At 70.7% G+C, this 20,083-nt stretch carries 22 protein-coding genes; 14 read left to right on the top strand and 8 right to left on the bottom strand.

Translation table 11 applies throughout. The features are described from left to right. Positions 1-94: 94 nt before the first annotated feature. The gene (locus ABD817_RS25935; protein ID WP_344920746.1) at positions 95-805 is read right to left on the bottom strand and encodes a hypothetical protein; all 711 of its coding nucleotides are present in this window, start codon (positions 803-805) and stop codon (positions 95-97) included. Continuing rightward, positions 802-1,281 carry a SigE family RNA polymerase sigma factor gene (locus tag ABD817_RS25940; RefSeq protein WP_043655278.1) on the bottom strand — a complete coding sequence of 160 codons (480 nt, stop codon included), beginning with the start codon at positions 1,279-1,281 and terminating at the stop codon, positions 802-804. Before ABD817_RS25940 ends, ABD817_RS25935 begins: the two co-directional genes overlap by 4 nt. 284 nt (positions 1,282-1,565) lie before the next feature. On the opposite strand from ABD817_RS25940, the gene ABD817_RS25945 reads away from it, so the two are divergent. The 7 genes from ABD817_RS25945 to era all read left to right on the top strand — a co-directional run bounded on the left by ABD817_RS25945 (position 1,566) and on the right by era (position 7,500). Then, positions 1,566-1,916, top strand: a complete 351-nt coding sequence (locus ABD817_RS25945) for a histidine triad nucleotide-binding protein (RefSeq protein WP_344920821.1) — start codon at positions 1,566-1,568, stop codon at positions 1,914-1,916. 92 nt (positions 1,917-2,008) lie between these two features. Continuing rightward, the gene (locus ABD817_RS25950; RefSeq protein ID WP_344920747.1) at positions 2,009-3,076 is read left to right on the top strand and encodes a PhoH family protein; all 1,068 of its coding nucleotides are present in this window, start codon (positions 2,009-2,011) and stop codon (positions 3,074-3,076) included. Positions 3,077-3,157: 81 nt separating this feature from the next. Beyond that, positions 3,158-3,640, top strand: coding sequence for an rRNA maturation RNase YbeY (gene ybeY / locus ABD817_RS25955; protein ID WP_344742683.1), 483 nt, complete (start codon positions 3,158-3,160; stop codon positions 3,638-3,640). Continuing rightward, positions 3,637-4,938 (top strand): hemolysin family protein, encoded by a 1,302-nt coding sequence (locus ABD817_RS25960; RefSeq protein WP_344920748.1) that lies wholly within the window; start codon positions 3,637-3,639, stop codon positions 4,936-4,938. The genes ybeY and ABD817_RS25960 overlap by 4 nt, the downstream gene beginning before the upstream one ends. A 530-nt stretch (positions 4,939-5,468) precedes the next feature. Then, on the top strand, positions 5,469-6,086 hold the full coding sequence (locus ABD817_RS25965) for a hypothetical protein (protein WP_344920749.1): 618 nt from the start codon (positions 5,469-5,471) through the stop codon (positions 6,084-6,086). A 143-nt stretch (positions 6,087-6,229) separates the two neighbouring features. Next, on the top strand, positions 6,230-6,562 hold the full coding sequence (locus tag ABD817_RS25970; RefSeq protein ID WP_329092017.1) for a cytidine deaminase: 333 nt from the start codon (positions 6,230-6,232) through the stop codon (positions 6,560-6,562). Positions 6,563-6,579: 17 nt separating this feature from the next. After that, positions 6,580-7,500 carry a GTPase Era gene (era, locus tag ABD817_RS25975; protein ID WP_344920750.1) on the top strand — a complete coding sequence of 307 codons (921 nt, stop codon included), beginning with the start codon at positions 6,580-6,582 and terminating at the stop codon, positions 7,498-7,500. Between the two features lie 16 nt (positions 7,501-7,516). Here the strand turns inward: era and ABD817_RS25980 are convergent, their stop codons facing one another. The 6 genes from ABD817_RS25980 to ABD817_RS26005 are packed head-to-tail and all read right to left on the bottom strand — an operon-like array spanning position 7,517 to position 12,229. Continuing rightward, positions 7,517-8,326: an urease accessory protein UreD gene (locus ABD817_RS25980; RefSeq protein ID WP_344920751.1), complete on the bottom strand. Its 810-nt coding sequence runs from the start codon at positions 8,324-8,326 to the stop codon at positions 7,517-7,519. A gap of 4 nt (positions 8,327-8,330) precedes the next feature. Beyond that, positions 8,331-8,999 carry an urease accessory protein UreG gene (gene ureG, locus ABD817_RS25985; RefSeq protein WP_344920752.1) on the bottom strand — a complete coding sequence of 223 codons (669 nt, stop codon included), beginning with the start codon at positions 8,997-8,999 and terminating at the stop codon, positions 8,331-8,333. 28 nt (positions 9,000-9,027) lie between these two features. Then, positions 9,028-9,828, bottom strand: coding sequence for an urease accessory protein UreF (locus tag ABD817_RS25990; RefSeq protein WP_344920753.1), 801 nt, complete (start codon positions 9,826-9,828; stop codon positions 9,028-9,030). Between the two features lie 44 nt (positions 9,829-9,872). Beyond that, positions 9,873-11,588, bottom strand: coding sequence for an urease subunit alpha (locus ABD817_RS25995; protein ID WP_344920754.1), 1,716 nt, complete (start codon positions 11,586-11,588; stop codon positions 9,873-9,875). After that, a complete protein-coding gene (locus ABD817_RS26000) occupies positions 11,578-11,904 on the bottom strand; it encodes an urease subunit beta (protein WP_344920755.1) in 327 nt (108 codons plus the stop codon). The genes ABD817_RS25995 and ABD817_RS26000 overlap by 11 nt, the downstream gene beginning before the upstream one ends. 22 nt (positions 11,905-11,926) lie before the next feature. Continuing rightward, positions 11,927-12,229: an urease subunit gamma gene (locus ABD817_RS26005; protein ID WP_344920756.1), complete on the bottom strand. Its 303-nt coding sequence runs from the start codon at positions 12,227-12,229 to the stop codon at positions 11,927-11,929. Positions 12,230-12,559: 330 nt separating this feature from the next. Here ABD817_RS26005 and urtA point away from each other — a divergent pair, with 330 nt between their 5' ends. The 7 genes from urtA (at position 12,560) to ABD817_RS26040 (ending at position 19,990) form a co-directional block, all read left to right on the top strand. Then, positions 12,560-13,795 carry an urea ABC transporter substrate-binding protein gene (urtA, locus tag ABD817_RS26010; protein WP_344920757.1) on the top strand — a complete coding sequence of 412 codons (1,236 nt, stop codon included), beginning with the start codon at positions 12,560-12,562 and terminating at the stop codon, positions 13,793-13,795. 121 nt (positions 13,796-13,916) lie between these two features. Next, a complete protein-coding gene (urtB, locus tag ABD817_RS26015; RefSeq protein ID WP_344920758.1) occupies positions 13,917-14,783 on the top strand; it encodes an urea ABC transporter permease subunit UrtB in 867 nt (288 codons plus the stop codon). Continuing rightward, the gene (urtC, locus tag ABD817_RS26020) at positions 14,780-15,886 is read left to right on the top strand and encodes an urea ABC transporter permease subunit UrtC (protein ID WP_344920759.1); all 1,107 of its coding nucleotides are present in this window, start codon (positions 14,780-14,782) and stop codon (positions 15,884-15,886) included. Before urtB ends, urtC begins: the two co-directional genes overlap by 4 nt. Continuing rightward, complete coding sequence (gene urtD, locus ABD817_RS26025) at positions 15,883-16,641, top strand: urea ABC transporter ATP-binding protein UrtD (RefSeq protein ID WP_425583405.1); 759 nt, start codon at positions 15,883-15,885, stop codon at positions 16,639-16,641. Before urtC ends, urtD begins: the two co-directional genes overlap by 4 nt. Beyond that, positions 16,619-17,308, top strand: a complete 690-nt coding sequence (gene urtE / locus ABD817_RS26030; RefSeq protein WP_344920760.1) for an urea ABC transporter ATP-binding subunit UrtE — start codon at positions 16,619-16,621, stop codon at positions 17,306-17,308. Before urtD ends, urtE begins: the two co-directional genes overlap by 23 nt. A 127-nt stretch (positions 17,309-17,435) precedes the next feature. Continuing rightward, complete coding sequence (locus ABD817_RS26035) at positions 17,436-18,941, top strand: transporter substrate-binding domain-containing protein (RefSeq protein WP_344920761.1); 1,506 nt, start codon at positions 17,436-17,438, stop codon at positions 18,939-18,941. Next, a complete protein-coding gene (locus ABD817_RS26040; RefSeq protein ID WP_344920763.1) occupies positions 18,938-19,990 on the top strand; it encodes a hypothetical protein in 1,053 nt (350 codons plus the stop codon). Before ABD817_RS26035 ends, ABD817_RS26040 begins: the two co-directional genes overlap by 4 nt. Positions 19,991-20,083: the final 93 nt, after the last annotated feature.

Below are 20,083 nucleotides of genomic sequence, written 5' to 3' on the forward strand. Positions count from 1 at the left end.
GCCGGTCACGGGTTCCGGTGAATCCGTGCCGTGAGGACCCGGGAGACCCGTCGCCCGAAGGGGCGATCAGGGCTCGCCGTGACCGGTCACCGCACTAGCTCTGGATGGGGGTCGGGGCCGGAGTGCTCGCCTCCGTCGGCATGGGGGGCGACACGTCGCCCGAGGGCGCGCACTCGTCGGGCGAGCACGGGCTCTCCGAGGGAGCCGGGGGCCTCGTCCTCGTTCTCGTCGGCGTCGGTGTCGTCTCGATCTCCTCGCACCTCCTGGTGATCCCGCTGGGATCGGGGGTGGAGATGCCGACGGGGGTGGGGCAGGTGGGCGTCGGCGTCGGTGTCGGCCTGGGAGCCGTCGTCGCCGGGTCCGTCCTGGAGGTCGGCCTCGTGCTGGGCTTCGCGCTCCTGGAGGGGGTGGGCGTCGGCGGGAGCATGGTGGCGCCGGGACCCGACCTGCTGACGGTCGGGAGAGGGGCGTGGTTGGACGGCGGCTGCGGGTCGGGAGCCGGGGGACGCGAGGTGGCGGACCCGTCGACCGGAGGGGTCGACTCGGCGTACTTGACACCTTCGGTGCTCACCCGGGGGATCACCTGTTCGCGGAACTGGGGAACCACCATGACGACGGTCGCCGCGACGAGGACCGCGCCGGCGACGGAGGCCCCGGCGCGCCACCACACCAGCCAGCGGAGCCCGCGCCGCTCGATGCGGCCGCGGATTATCTCCAGCCCGTCCGGGGAGGGAACGACCGAGTTCGCCTCCGCGCTGAGCGCGCGGCGAAGCAGCTCGCCGTACTCATCCGGGGAGTCGGTCATGACAGTTGCTCCAGTGAGGTTCGTAGGGCGGCCATGCCGCGAGCCGTGTGGCTCTTGACCGCGCCTTTGCTGATGCCCATCGCGTGGGCGATCTGCGCCTCGGACAGGTCTCCGTAGTAACGCAGGACCAGGGCCTCCCGCTGGCGTGCGGGCAGCCCGCGGAGCGCCTCGATGACGGCGGAACGCTCGAACTCGCCGATCGCGCCGTTCTCGGCGCTCGGCGCGTCGGGCATGCCCTTGGGCGCGTACTTCTCGACGACCGCCCGGTGCCGAAGCACCGAACGTGAGCGGTTGACGACCGACTGTCGCAGGTAGGCCAGTGCCTTGTCGGTGTCGCGCAGTCGGCGCCAGGCGCCATGGATGGCGACGAACGCGTCCTGCACGACCTCCTCCGCGGTTGCCATATCGCGGACGAGTAAGACGGCGAGACGGACAAGGGACCGATAGTGCGCGCTGTAGAGCGCGGTAACGGCCATGTCGGCATCCCATCCGACGGGCACCGCCCCGAGCGACCTGTCGGCCACGAGGGTCTCGGTGGTCACATCAGTGGGACGCTTGGCCTTCCCAGAGGGTTTACGCTCTTCCGGTTCATTAGGGGGCATGACCCAGTCGTGTCCTCGCCAGGCGGCCATATATTGCTGTGCGCAAAGGGCTGTCGTGGTTGAAGTTTTGCACACCCACCATATCCGGGCGGATCTTTGTTTGCGGACGGGAACCATCACCGATTCGCAACGTCCTCGGCGGTATGGTGCCTGTCATGGTGAGCGAAGCCGACTGCCTGTTCTGCAGAATCGTGGCCAAGGAGATTCCCGCGGAGATCGTCTACGAGACCGATCGCGCGCTGGCCTTCCGTGACGTCAATCCCCAGGCGCCGACCCACGTGCTGGTGGTCCCCAAGGACCATCACAGGGACGCCGCGGCCCTGGCCGCCGCCGACCACGGCCTGGCCGACGAGGTGATCAAGGCCGCGCACGAGGTCGCCCTGCGGGAGGGGATCGCGGAGTCGGGCTACCGGCTGGTGTTCAACACCGGGCCCGGCGCCGGCCAGACCGTCTTCCACGTGCACGGACACGTGCTCGGCGGGCGCGACCTGCGGTGGCCGCCCGGCTGAAAACCGGTAGGTGCGATCCCGGCGATCGCGGATAGCATGGCGTTGAAGTTCCGCGCCTATATCTGGAGGCGAACAGGCCGTAAGGCCCGCTCATGTCCGAGACAAACGATTCCAGCAGAACGCCGACGAGGTCCCGGGGTGCCAGCCGGACCCAGGCGAAGGTGGTTATTCCGGACGATCAGTCGATGGTCAGCCTGCTGGGCTCGCGCGACGAGCTGTTGCGCGTCATCGAGGACGCCTTTCGCGCCGACATCCACGTCCGGGGTAACGAGATCACCGTCACCGGCAGTCCCGAGGAGAGCAGCACCGTGGTGCGGCTCTTCGAGGAGATGTCCGAGCTCGTCCGCGGGGGCGCGCAGCTCACGACCGACGCGGTCGAGCGCAGCATCGCCATGCTGCGGATGACCTCCGACAGGCCCGCCGAGGTTCTCTCCCTGGACATCATCTCCTCGCGGGGCCGGACCATCCGCCCGAAGACCGTGAACCAGAAGCGTTACGTCGACGCGATCGACAAGTTCACCGTCGTCTTCGGCATCGGCCCGGCCGGCACGGGCAAGACCTACCTCGCGATGGCGAAGGCGGTGAAGGCCCTCCAGGAGAAGAAGGTCAACCGGATCATCCTCACCCGCCCCGCCGTCGAGGCGGGCGAGAGGCTCGGCTTCCTGCCCGGCACGCTCTACGAGAAGATCGATCCCTACCTGCGCCCCCTCTACGACGCGCTGCACGACATGCTCGACCCCGACTCGATCCCCAGGCTGATGGCGGCGGGCACGATCGAGGTCGCCCCCCTGGCCTACATGCGCGGCCGTACGCTCAACGACGCCTACATCATCCTGGACGAGGCGCAGAACACCTCGCCGGAGCAGATGAAGATGTTCCTGACGCGGCTGGGCTTCAACTCGAAGATCGTTGTCACCGGTGACGTCACCCAGGTCGACCTGCCGAACGGCACGCAGAGCGGCCTCAGGGTCGTCCAGGACATCCTCGACGGCATCTCCGACATCCACTTCAGCCGCCTGACCAGTGCCGACGTGGTGCGGCATAAGCTGGTGGGAGACATCGTGGACGCGTACGGGCGTTACGACGAGACGCAGCGCCAGAGCAGCGCCGTGGAGCAGATCAAGGGCGTGGTCAAGCAGCGCCCCCGGGGGAGATCATGAGAACGGCCGGTCGAGAAGCGGTGGGCGAGCGATGAGCGCGGAGCGGCTCCGGCGCGGCGGGCGGGGAGCGGGGAACGGCCGATGAGCGTCGAGGTCAACAACGAGTCCGGTGTCGAGATCGACGAGGGGCTCATCGTCTCGCTGGCGGGGCACGTGCTGGAGCGGATGGGCATCAACCCGCTCGCCGAGCTGTCGATCCTGGTCGTCGACGAAGAGGCGATGTCGGTGCTGCACGAGCAGTGGATGGGCGAGCCCGGTCCCACGGACGTGCTGGCCTTCCCGATGGACGAGCTGCGCCCCGGCCCCGGCGCGGGGGCCAGGCAGGAGGGCGACGCGCCCACCGACCCGGCGCTCCTCGGGGACGTGGTGCTCTGCCCGCAGGTGGCCGCCAAGCAGGGGGCCGAGGCCGGGCACGGCACCGAGGCCGAGCTGGAGCTGCTGTGCACGCACGGCATCCTGCACCTGCTCGGCTACGACCACGCGGAGCCCGAGGAGCACAAGGAGATGTTCGGCCTTCAGGGCGAGCTTCTGGAGTCGTGGCGGGAGGTGCGCCCCCAGCGGTGAGTGTCGCCAACGGGTGGTTGTTCTCGGCCGTCGTCCTCGTCGTGGTCGGCGGGTTGATCGCCAGCGCGGAGACGGCCCTGACCCGTATCTCAAGGGTTCGCGCGGAGGAGTTCGCCCGCGACGGCCGCCGGGGCGCGGGGCGCCTGCAGGCGATCGTCGCCGACCCGCCGCGCTACCTGAACCTGCTGCTCCTGCTCCGGCTGAGCTGCGAGCTGGTCGCCACGGTGATCGCCACGCTGCTCTTCATCGACTGGCTCGGTGACCAGGGCTGGGCCTACGCCGCCGCGGCGGCCGTCATGATCGTCATCAGCTACGTGATCGTCGGGGTTTCCCCGCGTACGCTGGGCCGCCAGCACGCGGAGCCGATCGCGCTCGCCAGCGCGCCCCTGGTCTACGGGCTGACCCGGATCTTCGGCCCCCTGCCCAAGCTGCTCATCCTGCTCGGCAACGCCGTGACGCCCGGCAAGGGCTTCCGCGAGGGGCCCTTCACCTCGGAGGCCGAGCTGCGCGACCTGGTCGACCTGGCCGAGGAGCGCAGGGTGATCGAGCCCGACGAGCGGGAGATGATCCACTCGGTCTTCGAGCTCGGTGACACGCTGGCCCGCGAGGTCATGGTGCCCCGCACCGACATGGTGTTCATCGAGCGCGGCAAGACGCTGAACCAGGCCCTGTCGCTCGCCCTGCGCAGTGGTTTCTCGCGGATCCCCGTGGTGGGTGAGAACGAGGACGACGTCATCGGCATCGCCTACCTCAAGGACATCGCGCGCCGGGTGCAGGACACCGGCGACGAGGGGCGCGCCGAGCCGGTGGAGTCCCTCATGCGCCCGGCCACCTACGTGCCGGAGAGCAAGCCGATCGACCAGCTCCTCCGCGAGATGCAGGCCCGCCAGATCCACCAGGCCATCGTCATCGACGAGTACGGCGGCACGGCCGGTCTGGTCACCATCGAGGACATCCTGGAGGAGATCGTCGGTGAGATCGCCGACGAGTACGACCAGGAGGCCCCCAGGGTGGAGTCGCTGGACGACGGCGCGGTCCGGGTGACCGCGAGGCTCCCGGTGGGCGACCTGGAAGACCTGTTCGGCATCGAGCTGGAGGTCGACGACGTCGAGACCGTCGGGGGGTTGCTGGCGCACGCGCTGGGCCGGGTGCCGATCGCCGGTTCCCAGGCGGTGGTGGAGGGGCTCAGCCTGACGGCCGAGAGCCTGGCCGGGCGCCGCAACCGGATCGGCACGGTCCTCGTCACCAGGGCCGTCCCCGCCGAGCCCGACTCGGTCTCGGCCTCCGCCGACCAGTGAGTGCCCCGGGTCGCCCGTCGTGGCGGCCCGGCGGGCGCGACCGGTGAGGGCCCCCGGGCGCGGTGGGCCCGGCTGGCGGCGGGGCGTCCCCGACCCGTGAGGGCTCCGGGGGCGGTGGTGGCCCGGGGAGGCGATCCGGATGGTCGGATCCGGGGGGGATTATCCGCTCCCAAGTCGTTCGCAAGCCTTCTGCAAGCGGGGCACGCGAGGCTTCTCCCACGGCACCCGGTCGCGCGGGAGCCGGTGGGGAAGGTCCCGGCGCCCGGAGGGGTTCGCGGTGCGAGGGATCGGCTCCAGGGGGAGACAGAGTCACGCAGGGCTCCGAGGCTGTTCTGCGTCACTCGCTCAAGGGTGTTCTCGACCGTGAAATGCGGTTGAGGGCACCCTTAGGCGTTTATCGAATGGTTGCCGGTTTTTCTGACGGGGAAGAAAGCGGGTCGGTAGGGACGGGTCGCCCTGCACATGACATCGGGGGAATGCTCATGACACGGGGGTTGAGCTTTGTGGTTTTTGCGGTGTTATGTGGATTTGTGTCGGGCGTTTCGGCCGGGTGCGGCGAGAGATCCGGCGCCACGGACCGCGCCGCGGAGCTGAACCGGCTGCGGGGGGTGCTCAGCGAGGCGCGGGACCTGCCGGAGGGATTCTCGACCCGCCCGCGGGACGGCTGGCGCGCTCCCTTCAAGGCCGTCGACGAGGACTGCAGGTTCGTCCTCGACACCGCCGGAGGCAGGCCGCCGAAGCGGGCGCTGGGCGCGCGGGCCGCCGTGACCTACCAGGGCGACGGGGTCGGGGAGCTGGCCGGGTTCGGCCTGGCCTCCTACGACGGTGACGACGCCGCGCTGCACTTCGGCGAGCTCGCCGAGGCGCTGGGCGGCTGCCCGGTCGCGCGCGCCCCCCTCGCGGGTCGCGGCACCGCCTTCAGGGTCTCCGGCCTGGACCTGGGCGGGATCGGTGACGGGGTGCAGGCTGACGGGGTGCAGGCCAGGCGGCTGAACGGCAGGCTGAACGGATACCCGTACGAGATCCACCTGGTGTTCGCCCTCAGCGGCCACACCCTGGTCTCGCTGGTGCACGCCGGGGTCAGGGAGGTCGACGCCGCGCGCACCGGAGAGCTCGCCCGCCTGCTGGTCGGGGAGGTCGGCGCGTGAGCGGGGAGCACTCCCCGAGGGGGCATTTTCTGCGGGGGTACCGTCCGGGCTGGGGCGCCGTCCGGGGGAGGCCGCCGGGGTGGGGCCGCCGCCCGGAGGAGGCCGGGTCGCCGTACGGGCCGGAGGCTGAATACCCTTGTGCCGTGAGTGACGCGACCCTCGATCCCGAGGACAAGAAGATCATCGTGCTGGCCCGTTCCGCCCGTGCCCGCAACGGCGCCGCCGAGGGGGCCGCCGTGCGGGACGAGACCGGCCGGACGTACTCGGCGACCAATGTGGCGCTGCCGTCGCTGACCCTGTCCGCGCTCCAGGTCGCCGTGGCGATGGCGGTGTCCAGCGGAGCGGAGTCGCTGGAGGCCGCCGCGCTGGTCACGGCGGGTGACGGCCCCTCCGACGCCGACACGCGGGCGGTCCGCGATCTGGGCGGTGAGACCGTGCTCGTGGCCGGCCCCGACGGGACACCGCGTCAGAGCTGAGTCCGGCATCGGCGACAATGGTTGACGTGAGTTCCTCAGCCGCTGATTTCCATGCCGGTTTCGCCTGCTTCGTCGGCCGGCCCAACGTCGGCAAGTCCACGCTGATGAACGCGTTGGTCGGCACGAAGGTGGCGATCACCTCCTCCAAGCCCCAGACGACCCGCCGCGCCATCCGTGGCATCGTGCACCGCCCCGACTCCCAGCTCGTCATCGTCGACACGCCGGGTCTGCACCGGCCCCGCACGCTCCTGGGGGAGCGGCTGGACAGCCTGGTGCTCTCCACCCTCACCGAGGTCGACGTGATCGGCTTCTGCGTGCCCGCCAACGAGCCCATCGGCAAGGGTGACCGGTTCATCGCGGAGAAGCTCGCGGGCATCAGGAAGACCCCGGTGGTCGCCGTGGTGACCAAGTGCGACCTGGCGACCCGCGAGCAGATCGCCGCGCAGTTGCTCGCGATCTCCCAGCTCGCCGACTTCGACGACATCGTCCCGGTCTCCGCGCAGTCGGGCGAGCAACTCGACGTGCTGGCCGACGTGCTGGTCCAGCGCCTCCCGGAGAGCCCCCCGCTGTACGAGGGGGGCCGGCTCACCGACGAGCCCGAGCAGGTGCTGGTGGGTGAGCTGATCCGCGAGGCGGCCCTGGAGGGCGTACGCGACGAGCTGCCGCACTCGATCGCGGTCGTCGTCGACGAGATGATGCCCAGGGAGGGGCGCGACGACCTCCTCGACATCTACGCGCACATGTTCGTCGAGCGCCCGTCCCAGAAGGCCATCGTGATCGGGCACAAGGGTTCCCGGCTCAAGGACGTCGGCAGCCGCGCCCGCCAGCAGATCGAGGCCCTCCTCGGCACCCGCGTCTACCTCGACCTGCGCATCAGCGTCGCCAAGGACTGGCAGCGCGACCCCAAGCAGCTCCGCCGCCTGGGCTTCTACGACTGAGGGCACCGCAGCTTCCCTAGGACGGACGGTCAGGCCGCGTCCCCTCCGGGGTGGTCGCCTCCTCGCCCTGCCGGAGCCGCCGCCGCAGCTCGACGGCGTCCCGGCCGAGGGCGGAGACCAGGGTGCCGGGGCCGGCCAGCGGAAGGACGGCCCAGCCGTCCCCGACCACCGTCTCCGGCGCCCGTCCGGTGATCAGGGTGCTGCCCACGCAGCGGGCGTCACCGTAGACGGCGGAGCTGCCGTCGATCTCCGGGTCGCCCACCACGAACTCCTGCCGCAGCAGCGGCACCCCGCCGAGAACGGCGTCGAAGCGCGAGTGGCAACGTCCCGGCCGCTCGCCGTACCGGCCGAAGACGATCTCCTCGCGCCAGAACACCCGCGCGTCCTCGGCCAGGTCCAACCGGACGGCCATGCGGTGCAGGCAGCCCGCCGCGAGCACCGTCGGTTCCGGCGCGAACCGCAGCGAGGCGCCCGCGCCGACCCTGGCCGTGATCGTCATCAGCGACTCGGCCGCCGAGAAGCCGGGCAGCACCAGCGTGCTCGCGACCGACCGCACCTCCAGCGCGGTGCCCGGCGCCACCTCGATGTCGAGGGCGAGGTCGTCGCCGCCCAGCGGGCCCGCGGCGGTGGACACCAGGTGCACCCGGCCCGGCGCGGTCGCCCGCACGGTGAGCGGCGGCCCCGAACGCATCGTGGCCAGGACGGTCCGGCCGCCGGAGTCCAGCCGGGTGACGATCGCCGCCCGCGCCCTCATCGACCGCCGCGCGGGCATGAGGGCGTTGCCGTGGACGGGGGCGGGAGCCGGGGCGGAGTCGGTGACGGACATGAAATCAGGCGTTGGAGTGCTCGTGGGCCCAGGACTCGATCAGGCCGGTGACCCATTCGGAGACCGCGTACGCGCTCGGATCCTCCCTGATCGAGGTGAACAGCACGGGCCTGCCCTCCCGTACGGCCGCCGCGTCGCGGGACATGACCGTGAGGTCCGCGCCGACCATCGGGGCCAGGTCGGTCTTGTTGACCACGAGCAGGTCGGCCGTCGTCACGCCGGGGCCGCCCTTGCGCGGGACCTTGTCACCGCCGGACACGTCCAGGACGAAGATCTGCCGGTCGGCCAGGCCCCTGCTGAAGGTGGCCGTGAGGTTGTCGCCGCCGCTCTCCACGATCACCAGGTCGAGCGGGCCGAACCGCTCCTCCAGGGTCTCCACCGCGTCGAGGTTGGCCGCGATGTCGTCGCGGATCGCGGTGTGCGGGCAGCACCCGGTCTGGACGGCGGCGATCCGCTCCGGATCGAGCACGCCCGCCCTGCGCAGGAAGTCGGCGTCCTCGGTGGTGTAGATGTCGTTGGTCACCACGCCCAGGCGCATCGAGGGACCGAGCGTCCGGCACAGGGCCGCGGTCAGCGCGGTCTTGCCGCTGCCGACGGGCCCTCCGATGCCCAGACGCAGTGCTCGTCCGTGAGGGTCGGCCGCGTGGTGGTGGTCGTCGTGGTTGGCGCCCATGGAGGGTCACCGTCCTTTCAGGTGGTCGTCAGGAGACGAAGAGCCTCAGATCTGCGCGGATGTGCTGTTCGGCGAGCAGGTCGAGCGCGGGGGCGGCGTGCGCGGGCAGTGCGGCCCACGGCTCCCGAGACCGCGGGGTCTTCCCGGTGGTGACGGTGGCCGCGACCCTTTCCATCGCCGGGGCGAGGTCGGCGAGCAGGCGGTGGACGGCGACCGGGTCGAGGCCCAGCAGCCGTACCGCCGCCGTGGCGGGGCCGGTGACGGAGGTGTAGGCCGCCGCGAGGGCGGCCTCGGCGGGGGAGCACCCCGCCACGGCCGCCACCGCGCCGAGCGCGAGGGGGTGGTGGACCCCCTGAGGTACGGCCCCGGCCGGGGTGTCGAGCACCGGGGAGGGCCAGATCCTCCGCGAGGTCCGCAGCAGCAGCCTGCCCTGCGTGCGGCTCGCCTCCCGCTGGGCGGGCGAGGAGATCCTGGCGTCGGCCTCCGCGTCCAGGCGTACCCACTCCGAACGGCTCGTCCCCGGATCAGAGGACGAGCCGTCCGGGAGAGCGTGACCGTGGGCGGGAGCGTGCGCGGGAACCTCCGCCGGTGGGCCGTCCGCCGGGGGTGGGAGGCGCGCGGAGAGGTGGGCCGCGCCGAGCTCGCAGGCCGCGGCGGCGAGGGCGGCCGTCACCAGGCCCGCGGTGGCCAGGCGGCCCCGCAGGAAGGCGGCGAGGCCGGGAAGGTCGTGGATCGCACCGATCCTCACCGCCTCCTCGGCGCCCCCGGAGTGGCCGTGGCCCCCGGCGGGCAACCGGGAGTCGGCCAGGAGCAGCAACGCGGCGTTCACCCGCGGGTCTCCCTTCGGCCGTACGGGACAGGGTGGCGAACCGGTCAGAACAGGAAGTAACGCTGGGTCATGGGCAGGGTCTCGGCGGGGGCGGGCTCGATCACCTCGCCGTCGACGCTGACGGCGAAGGTGTCGGGGTGGACGTCGATCCTGGGCATGGCGTCGTTGAGCGGCATGCTCTCCTTGCCCCTGCGGCGGACGTCGGCCACCGGCAGCAGGCGCCTGCGTACGGCCAGGCGGTCGGCGAGGCCGTCCTCGATCGCGAGGGGGGCGACGAAATGGACCGACGTGGCGGCGGCGGTGACCGGGGCGGCGCCGAACATCGGGCGCGGCATCACCGGCTGCGGGGTCGGGATGGAGGCGTTCGCGTCGCCCATCTGGGCGTACGCGATGACACCACCCTTGACCACCAGGTCCGGTTTGACGCCGAAGAAGGCCGGGTCCCACAGGACCAGGTCGGCCAGCTTGCCGGTCTCCACCGAGCCGACCTCGCCGTCCAGGCCGTGGGCCACGGCCGGGCAGATCGTGTACTTGGCGACGTAGCGCCGGGCGCGGAGGTTGTCGGCGGGGCCGTCGCCGGGAAGCGCGCCCCGGCGGCGCTTCATCACGTGCGCGGTCTGCCAGGTACGGATGATCGTCTCGCCCACCCGCCCCATCGCCTGGGAGTCAGAACCGATCATCGAGATCGCGCCCATGTCGTGCAGGATGTCCTCGGCCGCCATGGTGGACGGCCGGATCCGGGACTCGGCGAACGCCAGGTCCTCGGGGATGGACGGGTTGAGGTGGTGGCAGACCATCAGCATGTCGAGGTGCTCGTCGAGCGTGTTGACGGTGTGCGGCCGGGTCGGGTTGGTCGAGGACGGCAGGATGTTGCGGTAGGAGGCGACCCGGATGATGTCCGGCGCGTGGCCGCCGCCCGCTCCCTCGGTGTGGTACGCGTGGATCATCCGGTCGCCGATCGCCGCCAGCGTCGACTCCACGAACCCGGCCTCGTTGAGGGTGTCGGTGTGGATCGTGACCTGGGTGCCGGTGGCGTCGGCGACCGATAGGCAGGCGTCGATGGCGGCGGGGGTGGTGCCCCAGTCCTCGTGCAGCTTGAAGCCCGAGGCCCCGGCGCGGAGCTGTTCGAGCAGGCCGTCGCGGCTGACCGTGTTGCCCTTGCCGAGCAGCGCGACGTTGATCGGGTAGGAGTCGAGCGACTCCAGCATCCGGGCGAGGTACCAGGTGCCGGTGACGGTGGTGGCCTTGGTGCCCTCGGCGGGCCCGGTGCCGCCGCCCACGACGGTGGTCACCCCAGCGGCGAGGGCCTCGTCGAGGATCTGCGGGCAGATCAGGTGGACGTGGGAGTCGATCGCCCCGGCGGTGAGGATCTTCCCGTTGCCCGCGAGGATCTCGGTCGAGGGGCCGATGACCAGGTCGGGGTGGACGCCGTCCATGGTGTCGGGGTTCCCGGCCTTGCCGATCGCGACGATGCGGCCGTCCCTGATCCCGATGTCGGCCTTCACCACGCCCCAGTGGTCGAGGATCACCGCGCCGGTGATCACCAGGTCGGGCGAGCCCTCGGCTCTGGTGGTCCTGGCCTGGCCCATCGACTCCCTGATGACCTTGCCGCCGCCGAAGACGGCCTCGTCACCGGCCCCCGACGGGCCCATCGACAGGTCCTCGGTGACCTCGACGAGCAGGTCGGTGTCGGCCAGCCTGATCCGGTCGCCGGTGGTGGGACCGTAGAGCGCGGCGTAGCGGGATCGTTCAATGAACACGGGGGCTCCCGTCGAGAGGTCCGGCCCACTCGGAGCGGAGGCCGGGGACGATCCGCAGGCCGCCGATCGGTACGAGGGTCACGTCGCGCTCCACGCCGGGCTCGAAGCGCACCGCCGTGCCGGCCGGGACGTCGAGCCGGGTGCCCCAGGCCGCCTGGCGGTCGAACTCCAGGCCGGGGTTGCACGCGGCGAAGTGGTAGTGCGAGCCGACCTGGATCGGCCGGTCGGCGGTGTTGACGACGCGGACGGTGACGCGCTCGCGGCCCGGGTTGAGCGGGATGGGCGCGTCGCCGTACTGGATCTCACCGGGGGTCATCGGCGTTCACCGTTCCTGGTCCTCACGGGATGGGCTGGTGGACGGTGACGAGCTTGGTGCCGTCGGGGAAGGTGGCCTCGATCTGCACCGACGACAGCATCTCGGGCACCCCGTCCATGACGTCGTCGCGGGACAGCACCTTGCGGCCCGTCTCCATCAGCTCGGCGACGGTGCGCCCGTCCCTGGCGCCCTCCATGAGGAAGGACGCGATGATCGCGGTGGCCTCGGGGTGGTTGAGCCGGAGGCCCCGTGACCTGCGGTCGCGGGCGACACCGGCGGCGACGTGGATGAGCAGGCGTTCCTGCTCGTGTGGTGTGAGCCGCATTCCCGGACCATAGGAACCGGCGGTTTCCATGATGTTGCACGTCGATGTCGGGCTGGTTTCCAGGTGGCGCGGACCGTGCGAACGGGGGAAAAGCGTCCATCGGTGCCCCCCTTCCTGCGGGTATGCCGACGCGCTCCAAAGTGGAATCACGAAATTTGCTGATTTGTCGGTATAAAAAGCGGCGCGGTGTCCGCGGCGCCACGTCCTGTCACGGCGGTTAGCTCCCCGTAAAACGCAATTAACAAGTGCGAACTGGCCGGGAAACCTCACTCCGTCACCTTGACGGCAGATAGATCGGTGCGGGGGCCGTACCGGCAAGGAGGAAAGTCATTGAGGAACACAGCATGGCGCTCCGGGATCCTCGTCGCGGCGCTGGCCGCGACGCTGGCCGCCTGTGGAAGCGAAGCCCCTGCGGGCACGAACGCGGCCTCCACCGGCGGCGGTGAGGACGGCATCAAGGTCGGCATCCTGCACTCGCTCAGCGGCACCATGGCCATCAGCGAGGTGACCGTCAGGGACTCCGAGCTGCTCGCCATCGAGGAGATCAACGCCGCCGGCGGCGTGCTCGGCAAGAAGCTGATCCCCGTGGTGGAGGACGGCGCGTCCGACTGGCCCACCTTCGCGGAGAAGGCCACCAAGCTCATCCGCCAGGACAAGGTCGCCACCACCTTCGGCGGATGGACCTCCGCCAGCCGCAAGGCGATGCTGCCGGTGTTCGAGCGGAGCAAGGCCCTGCTGTGGTACCCGGTCCAGTACGAGGGCCTGGAGAGCTCGCCGTACATCTTCTACACCGGCGCCACCACCAACCAGCAGATCATCCCCGGCCTCGACTACCTCAAGGAACAGGGCAAGAAGAAGATCTTCCTGGTCGGCAGCGACTACGTCTTCCCGCGCACCGCCAACAAGATCATCAAAGCGTACGCGGCGGCGAACGGGATGGAGATCCTCGGCGAGGAGTACACCCCGCTCGGCCACACCGAGTACAGCACGCTGACCAACAAGGTCGTCCAGGCCAAGCCGGACGCCGTCTTCAACACCCTCAACGGTGACAGCAACGTCGCCTTCTTCAAGCAGCTCAACAGCGCCGGGGTCACCGCCGAGCAGATGCCCGTCCTGTCGGTGAGCGTCGCCGAGGAGGAGGTCAAGGGCATCGGCGTCGACAACATCGCCGGACACCCCGTCGCCTGGAACTACTACCAGACCACCGAGAACCCGGCCAACGAGAAGTTCGTCGCCGCGTTCAAGGCCAAGTACGGCGCCGACAAGGTGACCTCCGACCCGATGGAGGCCGGATACAACGCCGTCTACCTGTGGGCCGAGGCCGTCAAGAAGGCCGGATCCGTCGAGGTCGAGGCCGTCAGGAAGGCCGCCGGGGGCATCGCCCTGGAACGCCCGGAGGGCCTGGTCACCATCGACGGCGAGAACCAGCACATGTACAAGACGGCCAGGATCGGGGTGATCCAGCCCGACGGCCTCATCAAGGAGGTCTGGAACTCCGGCAAGCCGATCAAGCCCGACCCCTACCTCAAGGGTTACCCCTGGGCGAGCGGCCTGGCCAACGGCTGACCCCCTCTCAGACCGGCTCCGGACCGGGCCGTGACCAGATCACGGGCGGCGCCGTGACACGCACCCACAATGCGGCACGGCCCGGCTCCGGAGCCAAACACTCGTAGGAAGGGGACCCTCGGTGGAGGCTTTTCTCAACCAGCTCCCGATCGGCCTGTCCATCGGCGCCGTACTGCTCCTCATCGCCCTCGGCCTGACCTTCACGTTCGGCCAGATGGGCGTGATCAACATGGCCCACGGCGAGTTCATCATGGCGGGCGCGTACACCGCCTACCTGCTCCAGGACCTCACCGGCCGGATGGCCGTGATCGTCGCCCTGCCCGTCGCCTTCCTGGTCGCCGGGCTGATGGGGCTCATCCTGGAGCGGACCGCGATCCGGCACTTCTACGGCCGCCCGCTCGACACCCTGCTGCTCACCTGGGGCGTCAGCCTCGTGCTGCAGCAACTCGCCCGCGACCTGTTCGGGGCGCCCAACGTGCAGGTCCAGGCGCCCACCTGGCTGCAGGGCGGCATCGCCTCCCTGCCGTACAACCGGCTGTTCATCTTCGGCCTGGCCATCGTCACCGTCGTCGGCATCTGGGCCTACATGAACCGCACCGGCCAGGGACGGCGGATGCAGGCGGTGATGCAGAACCGGCAGCTCGCCGCGGTGAGCGGTATCAACACCGCCCACGTGGACCAGCGCACCTTCTTCATCGGCTCCGGCCTCGCCGGGGTCGCCGGGGTCGCCCTCACCCTCATCGGACCCGTCGGACCCGCCCTCGGCACCTACTACATCGTCGACGCCTTCCTCGTGGTCGTCGCCGGAGGGCTCGGCCAGCTGCGCGGCGCCGTCATCGCCGCCGCGGGTCTCGGCCTGCTCAACTCCTACGCCGAGTTCTGGAGCGACGCCAGCCTGGCGAAGGTCATCGTGTTCGCCGCGATCATCGCCTTCCTCCAGTTCCGGCCGCAGGGCCTGTTCGTACTCCGATCGAGGGCGCTGACATGAACCTCGCACGACTCAAGGGGCCCGGGGTCTTCGCGGTGGTGGCCGTGCTGGCCCTGGTGGTCGCACCGCTCCTGCTGGAGCCCTTCCGCCTCGGCCTGCTGGCCAAGTATCTCTGCTTCGCGATCATCGCCCTGGGCATCGGCCTGGCCTGGGGGCAGGGCGGCATGCTCGTCCTCGGCCAGGGCGTGTTCTTCGGGCTCGGCGGCTACGCGATGGCGATGCACCTGAAACTGGTGGACGCCCAGGGCGACCTGCCCGACTTCATGGTGTGGAGCGGGGTCGAGCGACTGCCCGCCCTGTGGGCACCGTTCGCCAACCCGGTGTTCGCGCTGGTCATGGTCGTCGCCGGGCCGATGCTGATCGCCACGGTGCTGGGCCTGCTGGTGTTCAGGCAGAGGGTGCGCGGCGCCTACTTCGCGATCCTCACCCAGGCGCTCGCCGCCGCGTTCGTCATCCTGCTCGTCGGCCAGCAGGGCCTGACCGGCGGCACCAACGGCCTGACCAACTTCTACGACCTGTTCGGCCAGGACCTGGCGGCCGACTCCACCCAGCGCGGGCTGTACCTCACGGTCGCGATCGTCACCGGGCTGCTCTACCTCGGTGCCCGCCAGCTGGTCAAAAGCCGCTTCGGGCGGCTGCTCGTCGCGATCAGGGACGGCGAGGACCGGGTCAGGTTCCTCGGCTACGACCCGGCCAGGGTCAAGACCGTCACCTTCGCGCTGTCGGCGGGCATGGCCGGGCTCGCGGGGGCGATGTTCGTGCCCGTGGTCGGCATCATCTCGCCCGCGCTGCTGGGGGTGGTCCCCTCCCTCGAACTCGTCGTCGCGGTCGCGGTGGGCGGCAGGTTCGCGCTGGCCGGGGCGATCCTCGGCGCGGTCGTCATGGGGTACGCCAAGACGTCCTTCAGCGAGCAGTTCGCCGACGGCTGGCTCTACCTCCAGGGCGCGCTGTTCATCCTCGTCATGACCCTGGCCCCCAAGGGGATCCTCGGCGTGGCGGCGTCGGCCCGCGACGCCTGGGCGCGCAGGTCGAGGCGCCGTACGGACCCCGAACCGCCGCCCGCGGACGCTCCCGGCACGAGAGTCATGGAGGAGGTCGGATGAGCCCGATGATCGAGGTACGCGGGCTGTCGGTGGTCTTCGACGGCTTCCGCGCCATCGACGGCATCGACCTGACGGTCGAGAAGGGGGAGCTGCGCTTCCTGATCGGCCCCAACGGGGCGGGGAAGACCACGCTCATCGACGTCATCACCGGCCTCACCCGCCCGACCACCGGCGAGGTCGTCTTCGACGGGCACAGCCTGGTGGGCCGGCGCGAGCACAAGATCGTACGGCTCGGCGTCGGGCGGACCTTCCAGACCTCGGTGGTCTTCGAGGAGCTCACCGTCCTGGAGAACCTCGACCTGGCGGCCTCCTTCCGCCGCCCGCTCTGGTCACTGGCCCGGCGCAGGCGCGGTGTCTCCGACGCCGTCGCCGAGGCCCTGGAGACCACCGGCCTGAAGGAGCTGGCCGACCGGCCCGCGGGGGTGCTCTCCCACGGGCAACGGCAGTGGCTGGAGATCGGCATGCTGCTCACCCAGCGCCCCAAGCTGCTCCTGCTGGACGAGCCGGTGGCCGGCATGTCCAAGGACGAGCGGGAACGCACCGGCGAGCTCCTGACGTCCGTGGCGAACGACCACACGGTGATCGTGATCGAACATGACATGGAGTTCCTGCGCAGGTACGCCTCGCAGGTCACCGTCCTGCACGAGGGCAAGGTGCTGATCGAGGGGTCGGTCGACCAGGTCCGCGACGACCCGCGCGTGCAGGAGGTCTATCTCGGAAGGAAGCGCAGCGATGCTGTCGGTACAGGAACTTGACGCCGGGTACGGCAGGGCCCGGGTGCTGTTCGGGGTCTCCCTGGAGGTGGAACCCGGGCAGCTGATGTGCGTGATGGGCCGCAACGGGGTCGGCAAGACCACCCTGCTCAACACCGTGATGGGCGTGCTCCCCGCCACCGCGGGGTCGGTCACCTTTGAGGGCCGCGACGTGACGCGCCTGCCACCTCACGAGCGGGTCCGGCTCGGCATGGCGTACGTCCCCCAGGGGCACGAGACGTTCCCCCAGCTCAGCGTGCTCGGCAACCTCCAGGTCACGCTGGAGGCGGCGAAGGGGCCGCAGGAGGCGCTGGAGGAGGCCCTGGAGACCTTCCCGCGCCTGAAGCCGCTGCTCAAGCGGCGTGCCGGGTTTCTGTCCGGCGGGCAGCAACAGCAGCTCGCCATCGCCCGCGCCCTCGTCACCCGTCCCAAGCTGCTCATCCTCGACGAGCCCACCGAGGGCATCCAGCCGTCGATCATCATCGAGATCGAGGAGGCGATCGAGCGGCTGCACGCCACGGGCCTGTCACTCCTGCTGGTCGAGCAGTATCTGGACCTGGCGCTCCGCCTCGCCGACCGCTTCCTCATTCTCGACGCCGGGCACGTCGTCCATTCGGGGGCGGCCGAGGAACTGCGCGGGGAGGGAATTCACCGCCTTCTCGCCGTCTGACCCGCAAAGCATCCCAATAGTATTCTTCATCGAAAGAAGGCCCTATTTAATCACTTCTTGATGAAGAGACTCCCACGGTGGGTGATGACGACATAGCCTGCCCAGAAAGGCGACGTCCGGGGGTGTCATGGCGAAGGAACCTGCGGACGGGGAAAAGCGGCCGGAGGGGGCCTCCTCCCCTCCCGAGACGCGGGACCGGTCTTCCCGGGGTTCCCAAGGGGAGACCGGGGAGATCGGGAAGGCCGGGGCGACGCCCGCCGGCGAGCGCCGGGACCGGGCCGAGGGCGAGCGCGACCGGCGGCCGGATGACGAACCCGACCGGCGGGCCGATGACCGCTACGAGCGCCACCGGCGGCCCGGCGACCGCTACGACCGCGACCGGCGAGCCGACGACCGCCACGGGCGGGGGCGGCGGCCCCGGGGACCGTACGAGCGTGGCCGCCGGGACGACGACCGATACGCCCGTGACCGGTGGGACGACGACCGCTACGAGCGCGACCGGCGCTTCGACGAGCGGTACGACCGTGACCGGTGGGACGACGACCGCTACGACGCTGACCCGCGCTCCGAGGGCGCGGACGCCGGGGATGCCCACTCCGGGCCGCCGATCGGCCCGCCGGGACCGTCGGGACCGCCCCGCAGGCGCCGGTTCCGCCGCTTCCGGCTGGCCGCCTGGATCGCGCTGGTGCTCGCCGCGGTCGTGGTCGGGGTGTCCATCGCGTGGGTGAGCGGGCCTCCCACCGAGGCCGAGCTGCGGGAGAAGGCGGGGCTCCTCAACAAGGACAGGCTCCTGATCGGCGTGAAGGAGGACACCCCGGGCATCGCCCTGCGGAAGCCGGGCGAGACCGGTTTCACCGGCTTCGACATCGACATCGCCTACATGATCGCGGCGGATCTGGGCTTCCGGCCCGACCAGGTCGGCTTCCTGTCCATCGAGAGCGAGGACAGGGCGCGCATGCAGGCCCGCGACACGGACGGCGCGTTCGTCAAGGTCGACCTCGTGGTGGCGACCTTCAGCGTGACGCCGGAACGCAGGGCCGACCCCGCCGTCGGCTTCTCCACCCCCTACCTCTACACCGAGCAGTCGGTGGTGACCAGGTCCGACTACCCCGACGACAACGTCACCTCCCTGGGGCAGCTCGAGGACAAGAGGGTCTGCTCGCTCGGCACCTCGACCTCCCTGGCCGAGCTGAAGAAGGCGATCAAGGTCGATCCCATCGCCGAGCTCCTGATCAGCAAGTGCGTGGACCGCCTCGCGGGCGACATCGCGGCCAACAGGACGGCCGACGCGGTGACCACCGACGCGGCCCTGCTGGCCGGGTTCGTCGCGGAGCCGGGCAGGAAGCTGCGCCACCACGACATCGCGCTGGAAAAGACGGAGATGTGGGCGGTCAACGCGGGTTCCAACGGCGCGCTGCGCACCCTGGTCGACCTCGCGCTCTACCGCTCCTACGCCGATCCGGCCAACAAGATGTGGGAGGAGGCGTACGAGAAGCACATCCGGCCGTTGCTGGCGGCGAACCCGGGGGTGGACGTGGCCCAGGCGCGGCAGCCGTGCGCGCTCCCTCCGGACGTGCGACGCTGGCCGTGGGAGCGCACCCTCCCCGTGCGGGATTGCCCCTCCGCCCCTTGAAGTCGAACGCGCGAGTGCGGGACGCTCCGAGGAACCAGGAGTGGTTCCTCACGCTGCTGCCGGTGTTCCCGATCGTCCTGCTGGTGATGCGGCTGTGGTATGCCAGCAAGCAGGACACCCAGACGCTGCTCCTGCTCGTGCAGACCATCAGCCCGCTGGGCCTGTTGAGCGCGGTCCTGCTGACCACGGTGTGGGTGCTGCCCGTCGTCGTGGTCGGCGGCAGGCTTCTCGGCACCCTCTACTGGATCAGCACGGGCCGCTCCTCGTGGCTGGTGCGCAGCGCCCAGCGGCTGCCCGGCTGGGTCGTGGTCCTGGCCGTCGCGATGGGCGTGTGCACCTGGCAGCTGCGCTTCCTGCCGACGCTGGCGATGTTGTCGCTGGCCCTGCTGGGCCTGACCGTGCGCGAGCGGTTCCCGGCCCACGAGGAGCTGCGGACCACGTTCTGCTACGCGCTGCCGGTGATCGCCGCCGTGCTGTCGTACGTCCTGCTGTGGCCGGCCATCGTCTCCGCGTTCACCGCGCGGGACGTGGCGACCGCGATCCTCCTGACGCTTCCCCCGGTGTTCGCGGCGCTGCTGACCGGCCCGGTGCCCGAGGCGCCGGCCAGGGTGCTGACCCACGGCATCGCGATCGGGATGGCGGTGTTCACGCCGTTCCTGGTCGGCGTGGTCGTGATGAGGGCGCCGATCCTCCCGCTGGTCGCCATGCAGATCAGCCTGGAGAGGCCGACCGCGGAGAGGCCCGCGGAGGTGGTCGTGGGCTACATGGTCGCCAGCGACGACCAGATGACCACCGTCCTCAAGCGTGACGGCGCCGTGGAGTTCATCCAGAACGGCAGGCTGCAGTCGAAGGTGCTCTGCCCCGACCCCGGCGAGGTGCCCAGGACGTGGGTGAACCTGCACGGCTGGTACGTCGAGCACAGCGTGCTCTCCTGGCTCGCCCCGGCCTCGCAGCGGGCTCAGGCCGACCCGCGCTGCGAGGGCCGCCCGGCCGAGGAGACCGATCAGGCCGTACCGTCCCCGTCTCCGAGTGGGGCGCGTGAGGGGTGAGTCCCGGCGGAGCGGCCGGGACTTGGGGCGCGCGGGGGAGCGGGCGGGAGTGAGGCCGGTCAGCTCGCGGGACGGCCCGCGACCTCCCGGCTG

Source organism: Streptosporangium oxazolinicum, from assembly GCF_039537505.1.
In the GTDB taxonomy this organism is placed as follows: Bacteria; Actinomycetota; Actinomycetes; order Streptosporangiales; family Streptosporangiaceae; genus Streptosporangium; species Streptosporangium oxazolinicum.

What these genes read in the sequence shown, in the direction of transcription:
- ABD817_RS25935 (WP_344920746.1), bottom strand. Translation starts at nt 805, where the DNA reads ATGACCGACTCCCCGGATGAGTACGGCGAGCTGCTTCGCCGCGCGCTC.
- ABD817_RS25940 (WP_043655278.1), bottom strand. Translation starts at nt 1,281, where the DNA reads ATGGCCGTTACCGCGCTCTACAGCGCGCACTATCGGTCCCTTGTCCGT.
- ABD817_RS25950 (WP_344920747.1), top strand. Translation starts at nt 2,009, where the DNA reads ATGTCCGAGACAAACGATTCCAGCAGAACGCCGACGAGGTCCCGGGGT.
- ybeY (WP_344742683.1), top strand. Translation starts at nt 3,158, where the DNA reads ATGAGCGTCGAGGTCAACAACGAGTCCGGTGTCGAGATCGACGAGGGG.
- era (WP_344920750.1), top strand. Translation starts at nt 6,580, where the DNA reads ATGGTTGACGTGAGTTCCTCAGCCGCTGATTTCCATGCCGGTTTCGCC.
- ABD817_RS25980 (WP_344920751.1), bottom strand. Translation starts at nt 8,326, where the DNA reads ATGTCCGTCACCGACTCCGCCCCGGCTCCCGCCCCCGTCCACGGCAAC.
- ureG (WP_344920752.1), bottom strand. Translation starts at nt 8,999, where the DNA reads ATGGGCGCCAACCACGACGACCACCACCACGCGGCCGACCCTCACGGA.
- ABD817_RS26000 (WP_344920755.1), bottom strand. Translation starts at nt 11,904, where the DNA reads ATGACCCCCGGTGAGATCCAGTACGGCGACGCGCCCATCCCGCTCAAC.
- ABD817_RS26005 (WP_344920756.1), bottom strand. Translation starts at nt 12,229, where the DNA reads ATGCGGCTCACACCACACGAGCAGGAACGCCTGCTCATCCACGTCGCC.
- urtC (WP_344920759.1), top strand. Translation starts at nt 14,780, where the DNA reads ATGAACCTCGCACGACTCAAGGGGCCCGGGGTCTTCGCGGTGGTGGCC.
- urtD (WP_425583405.1), top strand. Translation starts at nt 15,883, where the DNA reads ATGAGCCCGATGATCGAGGTACGCGGGCTGTCGGTGGTCTTCGACGGC.
- urtE (WP_344920760.1), top strand. Translation starts at nt 16,619, where the DNA reads ATGCTGTCGGTACAGGAACTTGACGCCGGGTACGGCAGGGCCCGGGTG.
- ABD817_RS26035 (WP_344920761.1), top strand. Translation starts at nt 17,436, where the DNA reads ATGGCGAAGGAACCTGCGGACGGGGAAAAGCGGCCGGAGGGGGCCTCC.